General features: G+C 37.0%; 17 protein-coding genes. 14 read left to right on the top strand and 3 right to left on the bottom strand.

From position 1 onward, the window contains the following. Positions 1-14: 14 nt before the first annotated feature. Together ACUNWD_RS07005 and ACUNWD_RS07010 are read right to left on the bottom strand one after the other, a co-directional pair. Positions 15-329 carry a hypothetical protein gene (locus ACUNWD_RS07005; protein WP_445587077.1) on the bottom strand — a complete coding sequence of 105 codons (315 nt, stop codon included), beginning with the start codon at positions 327-329 and terminating at the stop codon, positions 15-17. Between the two features lie 80 nt (positions 330-409). Next, a complete protein-coding gene (locus tag ACUNWD_RS07010; RefSeq protein WP_445587078.1) occupies positions 410-2,695 on the bottom strand; it encodes a glycosyltransferase in 2,286 nt (761 codons plus the stop codon). A 259-nt stretch (positions 2,696-2,954) separates the two neighbouring features. Between ACUNWD_RS07010 and ACUNWD_RS07015 the strand changes: the two genes are divergently transcribed. The 5 genes from ACUNWD_RS07015 to ACUNWD_RS07035 all read left to right on the top strand — a co-directional run bounded on the left by ACUNWD_RS07015 (position 2,955) and on the right by ACUNWD_RS07035 (position 6,114). Further along, positions 2,955-3,320, top strand: coding sequence for a hypothetical protein (locus tag ACUNWD_RS07015; RefSeq protein ID WP_445587079.1), 366 nt, complete (start codon positions 2,955-2,957; stop codon positions 3,318-3,320). Positions 3,321-3,461: 141 nt separating this feature from the next. Continuing rightward, a complete protein-coding gene (locus tag ACUNWD_RS07020; RefSeq protein WP_445587080.1) occupies positions 3,462-4,298 on the top strand; it encodes an AAA family ATPase in 837 nt (278 codons plus the stop codon). Between the two features lie 2 nt (positions 4,299-4,300). Continuing rightward, a complete protein-coding gene (locus ACUNWD_RS07025) occupies positions 4,301-5,275 on the top strand; it encodes a DUF3871 family protein (protein ID WP_445587081.1) in 975 nt (324 codons plus the stop codon). Between the two features lie 50 nt (positions 5,276-5,325). Further along, entirely contained in the window at positions 5,326-5,583 is a 258-nt protein-coding gene (locus ACUNWD_RS07030) for a hypothetical protein (protein WP_445587082.1), read from the top strand. Between the two features lie 78 nt (positions 5,584-5,661). Next, positions 5,662-6,114: a JAB domain-containing protein gene (locus tag ACUNWD_RS07035; protein WP_445587083.1), complete on the top strand. Its 453-nt coding sequence runs from the start codon at positions 5,662-5,664 to the stop codon at positions 6,112-6,114. Between the two features lie 68 nt (positions 6,115-6,182). Here ACUNWD_RS07035 and ACUNWD_RS07040 read toward each other — a convergent pair whose 3' ends face one another. Beyond that, positions 6,183-8,438, bottom strand: a complete 2,256-nt coding sequence (locus tag ACUNWD_RS07040) for a nitric-oxide reductase large subunit (RefSeq protein WP_445587084.1) — start codon at positions 8,436-8,438, stop codon at positions 6,183-6,185. A 147-nt stretch (positions 8,439-8,585) separates the two neighbouring features. Between ACUNWD_RS07040 and ric the strand changes: the two genes are divergently transcribed. The 9 genes from ric to ACUNWD_RS07085 all read left to right on the top strand — a co-directional run bounded on the left by ric (position 8,586) and on the right by ACUNWD_RS07085 (position 14,995). Further along, entirely contained in the window at positions 8,586-9,314 is a 729-nt protein-coding gene (gene ric, locus ACUNWD_RS07045) for an iron-sulfur cluster repair di-iron protein (RefSeq protein ID WP_445587085.1), read from the top strand. A gap of 21 nt (positions 9,315-9,335) precedes the next feature. Continuing rightward, entirely contained in the window at positions 9,336-9,767 is a 432-nt protein-coding gene (locus tag ACUNWD_RS07050; RefSeq protein WP_445587086.1) for an RrF2 family transcriptional regulator, read from the top strand. Between the two features lie 193 nt (positions 9,768-9,960). Continuing rightward, on the top strand, positions 9,961-10,419 hold the full coding sequence (locus ACUNWD_RS07055) for a hypothetical protein (protein WP_445587087.1): 459 nt from the start codon (positions 9,961-9,963) through the stop codon (positions 10,417-10,419). Continuing rightward, positions 10,394-11,071, top strand: a complete 678-nt coding sequence (locus tag ACUNWD_RS07060; RefSeq protein ID WP_445587088.1) for an HPP family protein — start codon at positions 10,394-10,396, stop codon at positions 11,069-11,071. Before ACUNWD_RS07055 ends, ACUNWD_RS07060 begins: the two co-directional genes overlap by 26 nt. Next, on the top strand, positions 10,980-11,681 hold the full coding sequence (locus tag ACUNWD_RS07065; protein ID WP_445587089.1) for an aspartate/glutamate racemase family protein: 702 nt from the start codon (positions 10,980-10,982) through the stop codon (positions 11,679-11,681). Before ACUNWD_RS07060 ends, ACUNWD_RS07065 begins: the two co-directional genes overlap by 92 nt. A 6-nt stretch (positions 11,682-11,687) precedes the next feature. Further along, complete coding sequence (locus ACUNWD_RS07070; RefSeq protein ID WP_445587090.1) at positions 11,688-11,996, top strand: antibiotic biosynthesis monooxygenase family protein; 309 nt, start codon at positions 11,688-11,690, stop codon at positions 11,994-11,996. Positions 11,997-12,029: 33 nt separating this feature from the next. After that, positions 12,030-13,271, top strand: coding sequence for a DUF438 domain-containing protein (locus ACUNWD_RS07075; protein WP_445587091.1), 1,242 nt, complete (start codon positions 12,030-12,032; stop codon positions 13,269-13,271). A gap of 1 nt (position 13,272) precedes the next feature. Then, on the top strand, positions 13,273-13,803 hold the full coding sequence (locus ACUNWD_RS07080) for a DUF1858 domain-containing protein (RefSeq protein WP_445587092.1): 531 nt from the start codon (positions 13,273-13,275) through the stop codon (positions 13,801-13,803). Position 13,804: 1 nt separating this feature from the next. Then, positions 13,805-14,995: a DUF438 domain-containing protein gene (locus ACUNWD_RS07085; RefSeq protein WP_445587093.1), complete on the top strand. Its 1,191-nt coding sequence runs from the start codon at positions 13,805-13,807 to the stop codon at positions 14,993-14,995. Positions 14,996-15,075: the final 80 nt, after the last annotated feature.

The raw sequence follows: 15,075 nt of genomic DNA on the forward strand, positions 1-15,075 counted from the left end.
GCATAGGAATATTTTTAGGGAAAACGTGAGAAGACAGTGACGTAAAAGTCATCACCCTGCTCGTAAGCAATACAGTCTATATCCTTATTTTTCTTCAATTCTTTTATAAAATCGTTATCAAAAGGATCTTGCAGAAGCAGACATTCAATTTTAACGCAATCAGTTTCTCTATCCGCCACAGAAACTATTGAGATATTTCCTTCAAACCAATACCAATCTTTTGGAAGCTTACAATCCTGCCAGTAGATTTTCTTTAAGTCTATAGCCATTCTTGCTCTATCTGATCTTTGGGGATGCTTGTTAATGTATGTAATTTGATATACTACCATACCACCATCATTTTGCGTGATCGCTGATCTGAAACCTCAAAAATGGGAATTATTTCTCATTGAAAAATTGGAGTATTATTTTAATCCACAGTGTCTTCAATTTCATTAATATAGTCGCTAACATATTCTCTTTCTTTAAATTTCACTAACTCTACTTCCTGTTTTCGAACAGTAGAAGACCACAATTCTTTATTATTTTTTAGTTCCGCTAAACTGTTTAATATAGTGTCGATTTTATATTCGTCAATTTTAATACCAGCATCTATATATTCACCAATACCGCATTCTTCAGTGTAAATAACAGGCACTCTTGCTTGCATAGCTTCAAGAATAACCATATTAAACGGATCATGCCTGGATGGAACTATAATACAGAAAACATTATTAAATAACTGTTCCCGTTTGGACCATTCTGTAAACTCCTGGAATTTCACATACGATTTTCTCCTATAATCCATCCAATCATAGTTGGGATCATAGGCTTTCTTATCAGCTTTAGACCTTAATTCGTCTAACTGTTCTCCCTTGCCATTTATATGGAATTCAAAATCAATATTTCGTTTTGAAGCTTCAATTGCAGTATCGATAAACAAATCAGGCCCTTTCTGCCAACTTAACCGACCAATAAAGGATACTTTGTTTGATGAAAAATTACCCAGTTCTTCAAATGTCAGCTTTTTCAACCCAAGCAGGTTAGGAAGATTTTTTATCGGACAATCTGAAATATTATAATTTGACTGAATCTTCTTCATTGTGATTTCGCTTGGCACAATAACTTTATCTGCTTTTTTTAATGCCTTATTTTCAATTAGTTTTATTCTTTTTGATGATTTTTCCTGTCTGTCATATTCTGTGGAATGGAAATGGCAGATCAAAGGTTTGTTGAACTCATCTTTCAATAAAAACCCTGTTTCAAATGTGATCCAGTCATGTGAATAAATAATGTCAAACTCAATTTTTAATTCTTGAATTGCTCCGATAGTGTCATTTCTAAATTTGTTAATTCTGTCAAACAATTCAATATTCCCTTTACTGTACAAATGCTGTAGGTGAGGTGAGCTTGTATAGGGGCTCACATAGCTTGAATAAGGAGTGTAGACTTCATCTGAAAGATCAGATTTGGATTTATCTGAATTTCCTACTGGTATTATTTTTACTTCATTGCCAAAAACAAAGAAGTCATATGCGTCAACAGACCAGGGAATTATCACAGTAATATCCTTCCCTTTATTCCTTAATTCCTCTATTAAGTTATGCAATGCTGACCATGTCCCACCCTCTACTTTTGGTGGAAACTCCCACATAAGGATCAAGATTTTTGAACCAGAAACATCTGGGTAGAAATTAGAAGCTAGATATTCTTTATCCTCTTCATTAAAAACGGCTGTTCTCCAGTTCTTTACTAATTTCCAATTAAGAGAATATCTGGAATAATTCGCTTTTCTTAAATCTGAATTGAACAAGTTGATATTTTTGATCTTGGCATTGTATAATATTGCTTCATCTAATACGACGTTACAAAATGATGAATCCGTTAGATCTGCGTAATCAAAATTGGTATTCTTAACAATAGCAGAATCAAAATTATTTCCTATAAGTTTTGCAGCATTAAACCTGGTATCCCTCAGAATTGAATTTCTAAAATCACCTTTATATATTTCAGTATCCCTAAAATCAAAATTAGATAAATCGAGATTTGAAAAGTTTGGTCTGTGTAGGTGCATACCCTGCCAGTTAACTGACGTCATCGAATTCGGAATATCCCTAACGGCTACTTCAAAGACAGAAGTTATGGTTCTTTTCAGTAATAAATTGTTATCTGATCTCTTGCCGGCAATTGATAACCCTATTGCAACCCTATCATGAAAAGATGACAATGCAGGTTTTATAAATTGTTGTAATCCCGTAACGCCACCTGCCCGAACATTAGAATTATCGCTTGTTATTCCGCTCCAGAGTTCATTAAATATTAACGATAGTTTCTCTTCCTTTATCTTTTGCCTTTCAATGATTAACTTATTAAATGCTACCCCGGTTCCTAATAAAGCAATGATTATACTGATAAATGCGCTAACCGAGTTTACTATTTTGTTGGTCACATATGATCTTTTTTGATACTGCAATTCTTTATCAACTAATTGAAAGAGTTTAATAGCTTCGTCCAGGTCATTCACCTCGAATTCTTCTTTTAATCGGGAAATGACTTCATGTTTTTCTCTGTTTGTTACATAAATAGAATATGCTTGCAGACTAGCGACTATTACTATTGAGATTATAAAATATAGTTTTAAAGATTTCATTTTAAGTGATTTGGTAGTTGATTGGATTCTAGGTGGAACTAATTCTTTTTGTTTTTCAAAATCCAATTTAGGGAATTATAGGTTAGCTGTTTATATGAAAATAATCAGATTTAAGTAATTTATATCCATTCAATATAATAATACTAAAATGCTAAAGAGAAATTAAGATTACTTGACATTAAAATATTATCCCAAAATTTTTAGCACCCTCCTCTTGATTGATTGTCATATGTAGCGAAACAAACACCCCCCCTGCCTTATGGAGTTGGGCAATATCCCCGCCTAAGCTTCATGAAAACGTATTTATTAATTAAAATTTCAAGACATGGTAACAATTGTTGATCATGCCCTTAGGAAAAACCATGAGGGTGAAGAATTTTTTGCTTTGATCCTGCAAGGTGGGATTGAAATGGTTAAATCAAAAGAATCAGGCAGGTATTATGCTACTGCTAAGAGAGCATCTATACCATCTACTTTTGATGAGCAAACCTGTAAAAGTATGGTAGGGCTACAGCTACCTGGAAGTATACGAAAAGTAGAGTGTGAACCTTATGAGATCACTATTGAGGAATCAGGTGAAGTAATGGAGCTTAACCACAGGTGGGAGTACTTATCTGAAGCTGAAAATGCAGAAGAAGCGATTCATGAAGGTAAGGTAATCCAGCCGGTTGAACACTCTGTGAGCGAATAATTATTTCTCTGCTCTTTTAATTAAAATAGACTTTAAGGAAGGAGAGGGTGCTGTGATAGCAACCCTCTTTTTTGATTTATGAAAAAAGATTCCACTCTTCATATTTATTTAAAAGTAATCATTATTCAAATCATAATCAATATGGAACTAAGACGTGCTGAACGCAAACAAGCTAAAATCAAGATGGGTATACAGGGACCAAGTGGCTCAGGTAAAACGATGTCATCACTATTAATTGCCTATGGTATGGTTGGTGACTGGACTAAAATTGGTGTTATTGATACGGAGAATAATTCTTCTGATCTGTACGCTCATTTAGGTGACTACAAAGTGTTGCCACTTTCAAAACCCTACTCTCCTGAAAGGTATATCCAGGCTATTGATGTCTGTATCAAATCCAAACTGGAAGTTATTATTATCGACTCAATCAGCCATGAATGGGAAGGATCAGGAGGTATTCTGGATATCCACGGATCGATGGCTGGTAATTCGTTTACCAATTGGGCCAAGATTACGCCGAGGCATAATGAGTTTGTCCAGAAGATCCTTCAATCCCCCTGTCATGTAATAGCTACCATCAGGAGTAAACAGGATTATGTGCTGTCTGAAAAGAACGGTAAGATGGTCCCTGAGAAAGTTGGATTAAAAGGTGTAACCAGAGAAGGGTTAGACTACGAGTTCACCCTTGTATTTGACATTGATATTAAGCACCATGTCACAGCTTCTAAAGACCGTACTCAAATGTTTATGGACAAACCCAGCTTTACCATTACAGGCAAGACAGGTGAACGTATCAAAAACTGGTGTGAGTCGGGAAGGTCATTAAACGATGTGATCCAGATGATCAACCAGTCTCATTCGGTAGATGAATTAAGGCAAATTTTAATCCAGTATCCTGATTATAGACAGGATATTGAGCCTCAAACCATCCAAAGGAAGCAAGTTATTGAGAACCCAATCGTGGAAAAAGCAAAGTAACCATGGAAACAGTAAAAGAGAACCCTATTGTTGAGAATCCTGTTATGCTGATGGATGTGGTTTCATCTGATCAGTTTATCCATGCTAATACAAAACCAGTGCTGTTTGATGAGCTTAAATCAAAGTGTATCATCCCTGTATTTGCCAAGGATAATGAAAGTACCATTTCCCATACTGAGTTTATTGAAACTGTATATGAATCTGCTCGCCAATTCTTTGATGGGGAGCGTATCTTACAACCTGCTATAAGGGTTTCTCATGCCATTAAAGGAAGAATACCTGAGGCTATGGGAAAAGCAGCAAAAGAACTTACTGATGCTGAGAAAACGGTTTATTATGAGCGTATGGCTTTTGTTATTGAACTACCCGATATTGTTGAATCTGTTAGTGGGAATAGCCTATCACTCACTATTGGAGGAGTAAGAGCATATAATCATGAAAACCTCTACAGCAAAAAGAATGAAGAGCGGTTCAAGGTGTTTATCGGTTATAAAAACTGGGTATGTACCAATCTCTGTATTTCAACAGATGGGGCTATGATGGAGCTGAGGGCCCGGAATGTAAGGGAGCTGGCGATGGGTATATTCAACCTACTGACGGAGTTTGAACCTTCTGTTATGATAAACATGCTCAGTTCATTTTGTAATCATGGTCTTTCAGAATCACAATTTGCCCATTTACTGGGGAAAGCCAGATTGTACCAGTACCTACCTGCTAAAATGAAAAAGCAAGCTATACCATTTCCTCTCAGTGATACACAAATTGGATTGGTAGCCAGGGAATATTATCACGATGAGTCATTTAGTAGGGAGACCAATGGTGATATTGATCTTTGGAAGCTCTATAATCTCTTCACCGGGGCTAATAAATCATCATACATTGATACTTTTCTGGACAGAAGTTCATCCTGTTATTCATTCATACGATTCCTGACCGATCAAATTAGTAGTGATAACAAATCCTGGTATCTCAGCTAATAATATTTGTTAGCTGAACTATTTTTTTATCATTAATAATCCCAAGTAGAATGACTGATCAGGCCAGAAAGTACATCATTGATTTATTTAAAATTGTGGGTACAGATAGCATCCTTGTAATTACTTCAAATGGAAAGCTATTAAGGCTCTATTGCCCCTTCAAAGTTATTAGTAAGGTTGATGTCCCACCACTTCTAAGAGGGCATATATACAGTGTAAAAGCCGTTAAAATGACACTGAAACTGGAAGAGGTTTTTATCATTGACGACAAAGCTTATTTTGTCTGGTACTTCACAATTAAAGCATAGGATTTTTGTCCGTCCGTCTTTTTCCTAAGGGATTTGGATGGATGGACGATGTTCCGAATAACAAAAAATCATATAAAAATGAAGCATAATCCATTTCAGATAGCTGAAATCACAGTTAGTTATCAGCCTAAAATAAGACCATCAGAAAGGGTGAAGATTACTAGCTCTGGTGAGGCAGAAAAAGTATTTCGTCAGATTTGGGAATACCCATTGGAATTAAAGGAATGCTTTTATGCGTTGTTCCTAAACAGGGCAAATAAAGTACTCGGTTACTTATTGGTATCAGTTGGGGGAATCTCAGGAACGGTGATTGATATCCGAACAATATTTCAGACAGCTTTAAAGGTTAACGCAAGTTCTTTAGTCCTGGCTCATAATCATCCATCTGGTAATCCCAAGCCTAGTGATGCAGATTTAAAGATTACTGAAAAAGCAAAGGAGGCTGGAAAATTTATGGAAATACAGGTGTTAGATCATTTGATTATGCTTTCTGAAGGTTATCTGTCTTTTGCGGATGAAGGGATGATTTGATCTGATATTAGAAAAGGGGAACAGCTATTTTATAGGAGTTCCCCTAGTGAGTTACAGAGTAGTCTTTACTAATTTTCTAACGAGTCTTTTTCGTACGACCAGCCAAATGCGAGACCAAAAATATGGTAGACCAGGACAAATACACCTGCGGCAAAGATGGTATCACCAATAACTCTTAGCCACTTCAAGGTTGCCATGAAAGGTTGTTGCATAAATTCAGCTGATCGGGCATACCACAATCCATACTTCACGCTTGCCCATGTTTGGGCGAGACCAACAGGCAGAACACTTATAAGTACCATCAGTAATAAACCAATATTAATTGCCCAGAAAGCAAATTTGATTGGTCCGTTTCTCCATTCTTTATTCAAATTCATGTCACGAAGAACAAACAGCATAAGCCCAATGCCAAGGAACCCATAAACTCCAAAAAGTGCAGTATGACCATGAACAGGTGTGGTGTTCAGTCCTTGCATATAATAAAGTGCAATTGGAGGATTGATTAAGAATCCAAAGATACCAGCCCCCAGGAAGTTCCAAAAGGCTACTGCAATAAAGGAATAAATTGGCCACTTATATGCTTTGACCCATTCCCCTGACCTACTTAACGTTAAATTATGATAGGCCTCAAAACCCATAAGTACCAGGGGAACTACTTCAAGAGCACTAAAGGTTGCACCCAATGCCAGCACTGCAGTTGGTGTTCCGGTAAAATACAAGTGGTGGAAAGTTCCCAAAATACCCCCACTTAAGAAGATAATCGTTGAGAATAATACTGTAGTAGTGGCAATACGTGAATGTATTAGTTGCATCCTGACGAAAAGATAAGCTATTATAACTGTAGCAAACACCTCAAAGAAACCTTCAACCCAAAGGTGGACCACCCACCATCTCCAATATTCTGCAATAGCTAAATGGGTTTGTTGCCCCCACATTAACCCTGCTCCATAAAATGAAGCAATTGCGATTGAAGCAATTAAAAACATGATCAGTAGATTTCTATTTTCAGACTTTTCTTTTAATGCAGGTAATAAAGCCCTACCCATTAAGAACAACCAGATAAACAGTCCTGCAAACAAGAATATTTGCCAGAAACGTCCTAAATCTACGTATTCATAACCTTGGTGACCAAACCAGAAATTCTCAGCAAGTCCTAACTTTTGCATAACTCCCATCCATTGTCCTGCCAACGATCCAACAACGATTACCAGAAGGGCAATAAACAATACATTCACGCCTATTCTTTGAAACTTTGGCTCTTTACCTGCAATCGCCGGAGCAAAGAATAAACCTGTTGCCAGCCAAGATGTAGCTATCCAGAAAATACCAATCTGTACATGCCAGGTCCTTGAAATGGAATAAGGTAACCATTTATCCATCGGAATACCATAAAACGCACTTCCCTCAACCCCGTAATGTGCGGTGATAACACCTGCTATAATCTGTACCAGCATTAAAAGGGAAACAATCCAGAAGTATTTCAGAGTTGCTTTCATCGAAGGGAAGAGTTTCATCCCTGAAACCGGATTTACAGCAGGTACTTCCAAATGTTCATCTTCATCCCTGTTAGAAGCATAATACCATGCCAACCAGCCAATACCGGCAAGTAAAATAATAACGCTAAAACCTGTCCAAAGAATTAAAGAACTTCCAGGTTTATTCCCAACCAATTCCTCTGGTGGCCAGTTGTTTGTGTATGAAATATCTTTTCCAGGACGCTCTGTGACTGTTGCCCAGGTTGCCCAGAAGAAAAAGGCATTCATTTTATCCATACGCTCCTGTGTTTTGATCGTGTTAACGGGAATCGCATACGCTTCCCGAAGGTCAGCTGTTTCCTTTCCATCCATAAAGAGCGACCTATAATGGTTCCCAACCTCCAGAAAAGCATTGGCTCTAAGCTTTGAAATCAATAATTTCCCATTTTCATTATTGTATGTATTGGTCCTCATTTCCATCTGGACCCTCGCTTCAAGTGCTGCTTGTTGCTCACTATTTAGCTCCTCGTACGTCTTATTAAAGTCATTTTTTGCCCAGTAATTTAACATGAACATTGCTTCCCTGTGTAACCAGTCTGCAGTCCAGTCCGGGGCTTGATAGGCTCCATGTCCCCATACAGTGCCTAATTCCTGGCCTCCAATAGACTGCCAGATGTTTTGTCCATCACGGATGTCTTGTTCACTTAAAATGACCTGACCAGAGACGGTCTCAACCTGCTTTGGAATGGGAGGGGCTTTCCGATAAATTTCCCAACCAAAAAAAAGCAAAACCGCAAATGATAGTACCATAACTGCGGTGAATCCATACCATAACTTCTTTGTTTTCATAAGTATTATAATTTAGTAGATATAAAACTCCATTGATCGTCTATTGCAAATATAAAAATATTCTTTTAGTTTTGTCGATATGTGGACGTTAATATCCACATTAATTTGAATTTTGGATTTTTAATTGTTAATTTTTAGAAACTAAGCATGATGATCAGTATAGAAACACCCGTTGGAGAAATCGCCAGGAATTATTTTCAGACCGTTCAGGTATTTGATCAATATCATATTGATTTTTGCTGTGGTGGTGGGCAAAGCTTAAAAGATGTATGTAAGGAAAAGTCAATTCAGGAATCCTGGATATTGAAACAACTGGAAGAATCGATCACAAAGGATGATACTACGACACAATTCAATACGATGTCAGCAAATGATTTGATAGATTACATAATCTCTAAACATCATTCTTTTGTTCGAGAAAATATCCCACTCTTGATAAAGTTATTGGATAAGATAGAGGAAGTTCATGGTGACCGGCATCCTGAGCTAAAGGAAATCAATGCACTTTTTAAAGAATCCGCAGGTCAACTAACGATGCACATGCAAAAGGAAGAATTGATCTTATTCCCGTTAGCAAAGAAATTAATGTACCTCAATAATGAAAACAAGCAAATAGACATTGGTAATGGCTCTTCAGTGAACCAACCAATTGAAGCAATGGTTAGAGAGCATGAAAATGAAGGGGCACGTTTTGAAAAAATTTCTTCATTGACGAAAAATTATATAGTGCCGGATGATGCCTGCAATACATACAGGGCTGCCTACGAAACACTACATGCATTTGAGAAAGATCTGCATCGGCATATTCACTTAGAGAATAATATTCTGTTTCCCATGGCTGCTAAGTTGGAGCAAGAAGTAATGAAAAAAAGTTAAATTTGCGAAAAACTAAATTAAATGCTTACAAAATCTGCAGAATATGCGATACGTGCCTTGGTTTATATCCAGTTACAGAACTGGGAAGGTAAGCGTCCGGGGTATCGGGAAGTAGCTCGTGAAATTGAGTCTCCTGAACATTTTACCGCAAAGGTTCTGCAGTTGATGACCCGGTTTAATTTAATTTACAGTATTAGAGGACGAAATGGTGGATTTGCTTTTGATGAAGACGATGAACCATTAAAACTGGTAAAAATTATTCTTGCCATGGATGGGCAGAGGGTTTTCACAAAATGCAGTTTTGGGTTTAAAAGTTGTGATGCAAACAATAAATGTCCTTTACACGATGACTTCGCAAAAATCAGGGATGGATTTGAAGAACTTGTCAATAAAGAAACCATTCAGTCATTGGCAAGGAAAATACAAAAAGGGGACGCAGTGTTGATCCACTAATTCTGCTATAGGTATTTCGCATAGCAGCAGAGCTTTTTTTTAGGTAATTGAAAGCGTTATTTCAGTTGTTTCCTTGTCTTGATTTCATTCGTTAGGCTTTTACTTCTTAAAATGCTTTGTCTATTGAGGAACTACCTGAAATATGAACTCTAACTATATACTTCTGTAATTGAATCTTTATAAATGATTTATTATGCTTGTAAAAGTCACATCTATGTATCTTGCTTTTTGGGCTGGATTCGTTAGCTCAATAAGTTTTCTGGAAGCATGGCTCAAGTTCCGGGCAGATGGAGTAACCAGGGAAATTGGATTAAGTATTGGTAGTTTGGTCTTTACTGTTTTAAACCGTATAGAATTAGCAGTTTTATCGATTGGATGGGGATTCTTTTATCTTCTTTATAGAAGAAACCTTCTTAAAAGACCGGCACTAATTAGACTGTTTGGGCTGATTACAATTATATTAATGTCTCAAACATTTTGGCTTTTACCTCAGTTATTACAAAGAGCTGAACAAATAATTGCAGGCTATGAGCCAGCGGATTCGCCTGTTCATTTGATATTCATTTTGTTTGAAGCAGTCAAACTTATTTTATTGATAACATTGTCAATTAAAGTTCTTAATTCCAGTGAAAAGGTTTCATCGAAATTATAGAGTAGTTCGATATATTCTCTATCGACAAACAATAGTAAACCCACAAGACCACCTTTGGACATTTATTGGTGCATTTTTGGGCATTGGATTAATTGGATTCACTCACGAGGTGTTTTCTTCGTTTGCCATTAGCGATAAGGTGTTTTTAATTGGGTCATTTGGAGCATCAGCAGTACTGATTTACGGTGCAACCAACAGTCCATTGGCACAACCTCGCAACTTAATTGGAGGACATTTACTAAGTGCTTTTGTTGGGGTTAGCATTTATAAACTTTTAGCTGATTATGAAATGCTTTGGTTAAATGCAGCATTGGCTGTTTCGTTATCAATAGTAGCTATGCAATGCACCAAGACACTGCATCCTCCTGGAGGTGCAACTGCCTTAATTGCAAACCTGGGAACCCCCAAAGTACTTAGCCTGGGATATTTTTATATCATTTATCCAGTATTTACGGGTGTTGCTATGCTATTTATTATAGCGATTGTTACTAATAACATACCAAAAGACAGGTCATATCCGAACAAGCAATTATTTAAACTGCGCATTAATTATACTACTGATGAAAACAATTGGAATATTAGGCGGATTAGGGCCAGAGGCTACCGTAGATTATTACAAAGAGATAATAAAGGGCTTCGACAAGATAAATGACAATGATAGTTTGAACTATCCAGAGATAGTCATTTATAGCGTTACGATGTCAAAATTTATTGGTCTGCTCGAAGATAAAAAATATGACAAGGCGGCTGATTATTTAGCCCAATGTTTGAATCATATAAAAAATTCAGGGGCAGATTTTGCTGCGATCAGTGCAAATACCCCTCATTTGTTGTTTGATGAAATTCAGGCAAAAGTTGATCTGCCATTAATCAGCATTACAGAAACATGTGCGCAAGAAGTTGCAAATAGGAATATTCGCAAATGTGGACTAATAGGAACAAAGTTTACCATGGAGAACGATTTCTATCAAAAAGCGTTTAATAAGTATGGAATAGAGATCACTGTACCAGAGAAAGATGATATACAGCTGATCCATAAGAAATTGTTCTCAGAGCTGGAGTTAGGGGTTTTTAAGGAGGATACCAAACGAGAAATTCTCAGAATAGTGAGTAATCTAAATGAAAAAGAGGGCGTTGAATCGGTTATTCTCGGCTGTACAGAGTTCCCATTAATGTTTAAAGAAAAAGAATACTTGGGACTTCCTTTTTTGAATACAAGTCAACTGCATGTTCATGCAATTATTGAAGAATGTCTAAAATGAAATAGTATGGAGTTTGCAAATACACCAAAACCACCTTATTACGCTGTAATTTTTTCGTCAGTTAGGAGTAAAGACGATAATGGTTACAATGATATGTCTGACCAAATTGAAGCTTTGGTAAAGCAGCAGCCAGGATATCTTGGAATGGAATCAGCCCGGAATGAAATAGGGATTACTGTTTGTTATTGGAAAGACATGGAGTCAATTATAAATTGGTCAAAAGATCTCAAACACCAAGAGGCGAAACATAAAGGGAAAGCCTTTTGGTACGAGTCCTATAAAGTACGGATAAGCAAAGTTGAAATGGAGTATTAGCCTTGTTAAATTATTCTGTAAAAATGAAAAATTATGAGTGAACTAATCAATAATTCAAAGTACCGGAAACAGCTACTTAAAAAGCTAATATTAAAACTTCACCAGGGAGAATCAGTACAACAAGTCAGGATCCAACTTATTTCAACATTGAAAAATATACCTTATGGCGAGGTGGTAGAAGTTGAGCAGGAGCTTATTCAGGAAGGGTTACCTGAAACAGAAGTGCTAAAACTCTGTGATGTTCATGGTGAGGTACTGGAAGGGAATGTTGACTTAAGCGCTGCAAAAGAGATTCCGGAAGGTCACCCGGTTGATGTATTTTATCAAGAAAACGTTGAACTGAAAAGTGTGGCAGTGAAGGTTCAGGAGTTTCTTTCTAACATTGACGAAATCAACGATGAAGAATGGGGACAATATATACTTTCAATCCAAAGTTGCTTTAATGACCTAATGGATGTTGACAAGCATTACCAGAGAAAAGAATATTTGGTATTTCCTTACCTTGAAAAGAATGAGATTACGGGGCCTCCAAAGGTAATGTGGGGAAAGCATGATGAGATCAGGGACCAGTTGAAAGGTTGCATCGAAATATTGAAGACCCCAGGTCTAAAAAAAGACGATTTAAAAGATTCCCTGGATTTGCTTTTCTATCCTGTCCTTAGGGCACTAATTGACATGACCAAAAAAGAAGAAGAAATTCTCTTTCCAATGTGTATGGATGTATTGACGACCGATGATTGGTGGAATGTACATAAGCAAACACTTGAATTTGGTTTTGCACTATATGATCCGGTAGTAGACTGGAAACCAGAAGGGATTGTTGAAGAAAAGGATGAAAGTCTGGTGTCTGGAGATGGTACGATTCAACTTCCATCGGGAAGTTTTAATGCTAAAGAAATCATGGCTATTCTAAATACGATCCCAGCTGATATGACTTTTGTTGACAAAAATGACAAGGTAAAGTATTTTACCCAGGGCAGGGAGCGGATTTTCGCCAGGAGCCGTTCTATTATTAATCGTGATGTCAGGTTATGCCATCCCCCAGGGAGCGTTCATATCATTGAAAAGATCCTGGAAGATTTTAAATCAGGCAAAGCCTCGCATGCTCCCTTTTGGATACAGATGAAAGGAAAGTTTATTTTAATAGAATATTTTGCACTTCGTGGAGAGGATGGTGAGTACCTAGGTACTTTGGAAGTATCCCAGGATATTACTAATAGCAGGGAGTTGCAGGGGGAAAAGCGAATTCTTTCATACACTGATAATAAGGAATAACATGGAAAAGTTGCTGATAACTCCAAAAACAAAAATATTTGACTTGCTAGAGGCATATCCCCAGCTAGAGGACATTCTGATAAATCTGGCTCCACAATTTAAAAAACTTAAAAACCCGATCCTTAGAACGACGATCACAAAAATCACAAATCTGAGCCAGGCCGCTATTATTGGTGGATTAAATGTAGAAGAGTTGGTAAACAGGTTGAGGTCTGAAGTTGGTCAATCTCTGACTGAAATACAGGAAACAGGTCAGGGAAATTATATAATAGGACAACCTGAATGGTTTAATGAAGACTTGGTTGTAAATACCATCGATATTAGAGATATGTTGCATGCAGGCGAACAACCTGTCCACGAAGTTTTATCGGCTATAAAAAGGCTTAAAAACAAGGAAATATTAAAGGTTGTAGCACCTTTTATACCTGCTCCGCTTATCGACAAATCACTGAGCTTAAAATACAGCCATTGGCTCAATAAAAAAGGGGATGAAGAATTTTGGGTGTTTTTTATAAACGAGTCAGCGAAGTAAAATGTCTGAGTTTACAAATACCAAAGAGAAACGGTTGGTTAAGCTATTACAGCTAGCAAAAATTATTTTGGGAACAGGGAATCCACGTTCCTTTGTTGTCACTAATAAAGAATTTATCAATACAGTAATTCCATCTGATTTTATTGCTCTTTTTGATGAGTTGATCAAACAGAAGCATCCAATAGAAAATTTAAAAGCCCTTTCTAATAAGATTCTTAATATCTTCCATCTCCCGATTGAGAGACACGAACGAGTAGAGCCCAAAACTGGGTCCTTTTTGTGGTTTCTGGAGCAAAACAATCTCGAGATGGCGAAGGTATTAAATGAAATCCGTCCTGTTTTCAAAGCATTCATAAGAGAGCCTAATAGCATCGATATCAAAAAGCAACTTTTAACTCTTATAAGCGAACTGGAAATATTTGTAAAACACTATACGATAAAAGAGAACCTGCTTTTTCCTGTAATCGAGAAATCATGGCAGGATTTTCGGTGTGTACAAATCATGTGGTCTTTTCATGATGATATCAGGAAGAATATTAGAATAGTTAAAGAGCAACTATCGAATAATTCCATTGACCTGAAGCAGTTTAACCGGTGTGTAGGTGATATTTTCTTTAATATGCTGGCAATTAAGTTTCGTGAAGAACGAATTCTTTTTCCATACATACTATCTACTATTAGTGAAGATCAGTTAGATGTACTGAAAAATGAAGGAGCTGACCTAGGTTATCCGTATATCCATCCACCAGAATCAAACCCCAAAGAAGAAAGAGATGAATTTCAAAATGGTCTTGCCAATTTGGGTACCGGGGAATTGAGTGTTGAGCAAATAAAGTTAATATTCAATCATCTGCCTGTTGACATTACATTTGTGGACGAGAATGACAAGGTACGCTACTTTTCAACACCAAAGAAACGGATATTTCCCAGGACAACTGCTATTATTGGACGTGAGGTGAAAAACTGTCATCCTCCTGAAAGTGTGCATGTAGTTGAAAAAATAGTTCAGTCTTTCAGATCCGGAGAAAAGGATAAAGCTTCATTCTGGATAGAAGTAAAGGGAGAATTTATTCTTATTCAGTATTTTGCCTTACGGGATGAAAATGGAAAATACCGAGGAGTTATTGAGGTGTCACAGGAAGTCTCAGAAATAAAAGCACTGGAAGGAGAAAAGAGGTTGTTGGATTGGTGAAGTTATAATACTAAGGATATTAGATTGATTAAATCAGTCATTCTAGTGTAAGGTAACGTGCTCTTCCGCTGGGCGACGTT

The sequence above is a fragment of the Sunxiuqinia sp. A32 genome, assembly GCF_052690465.1.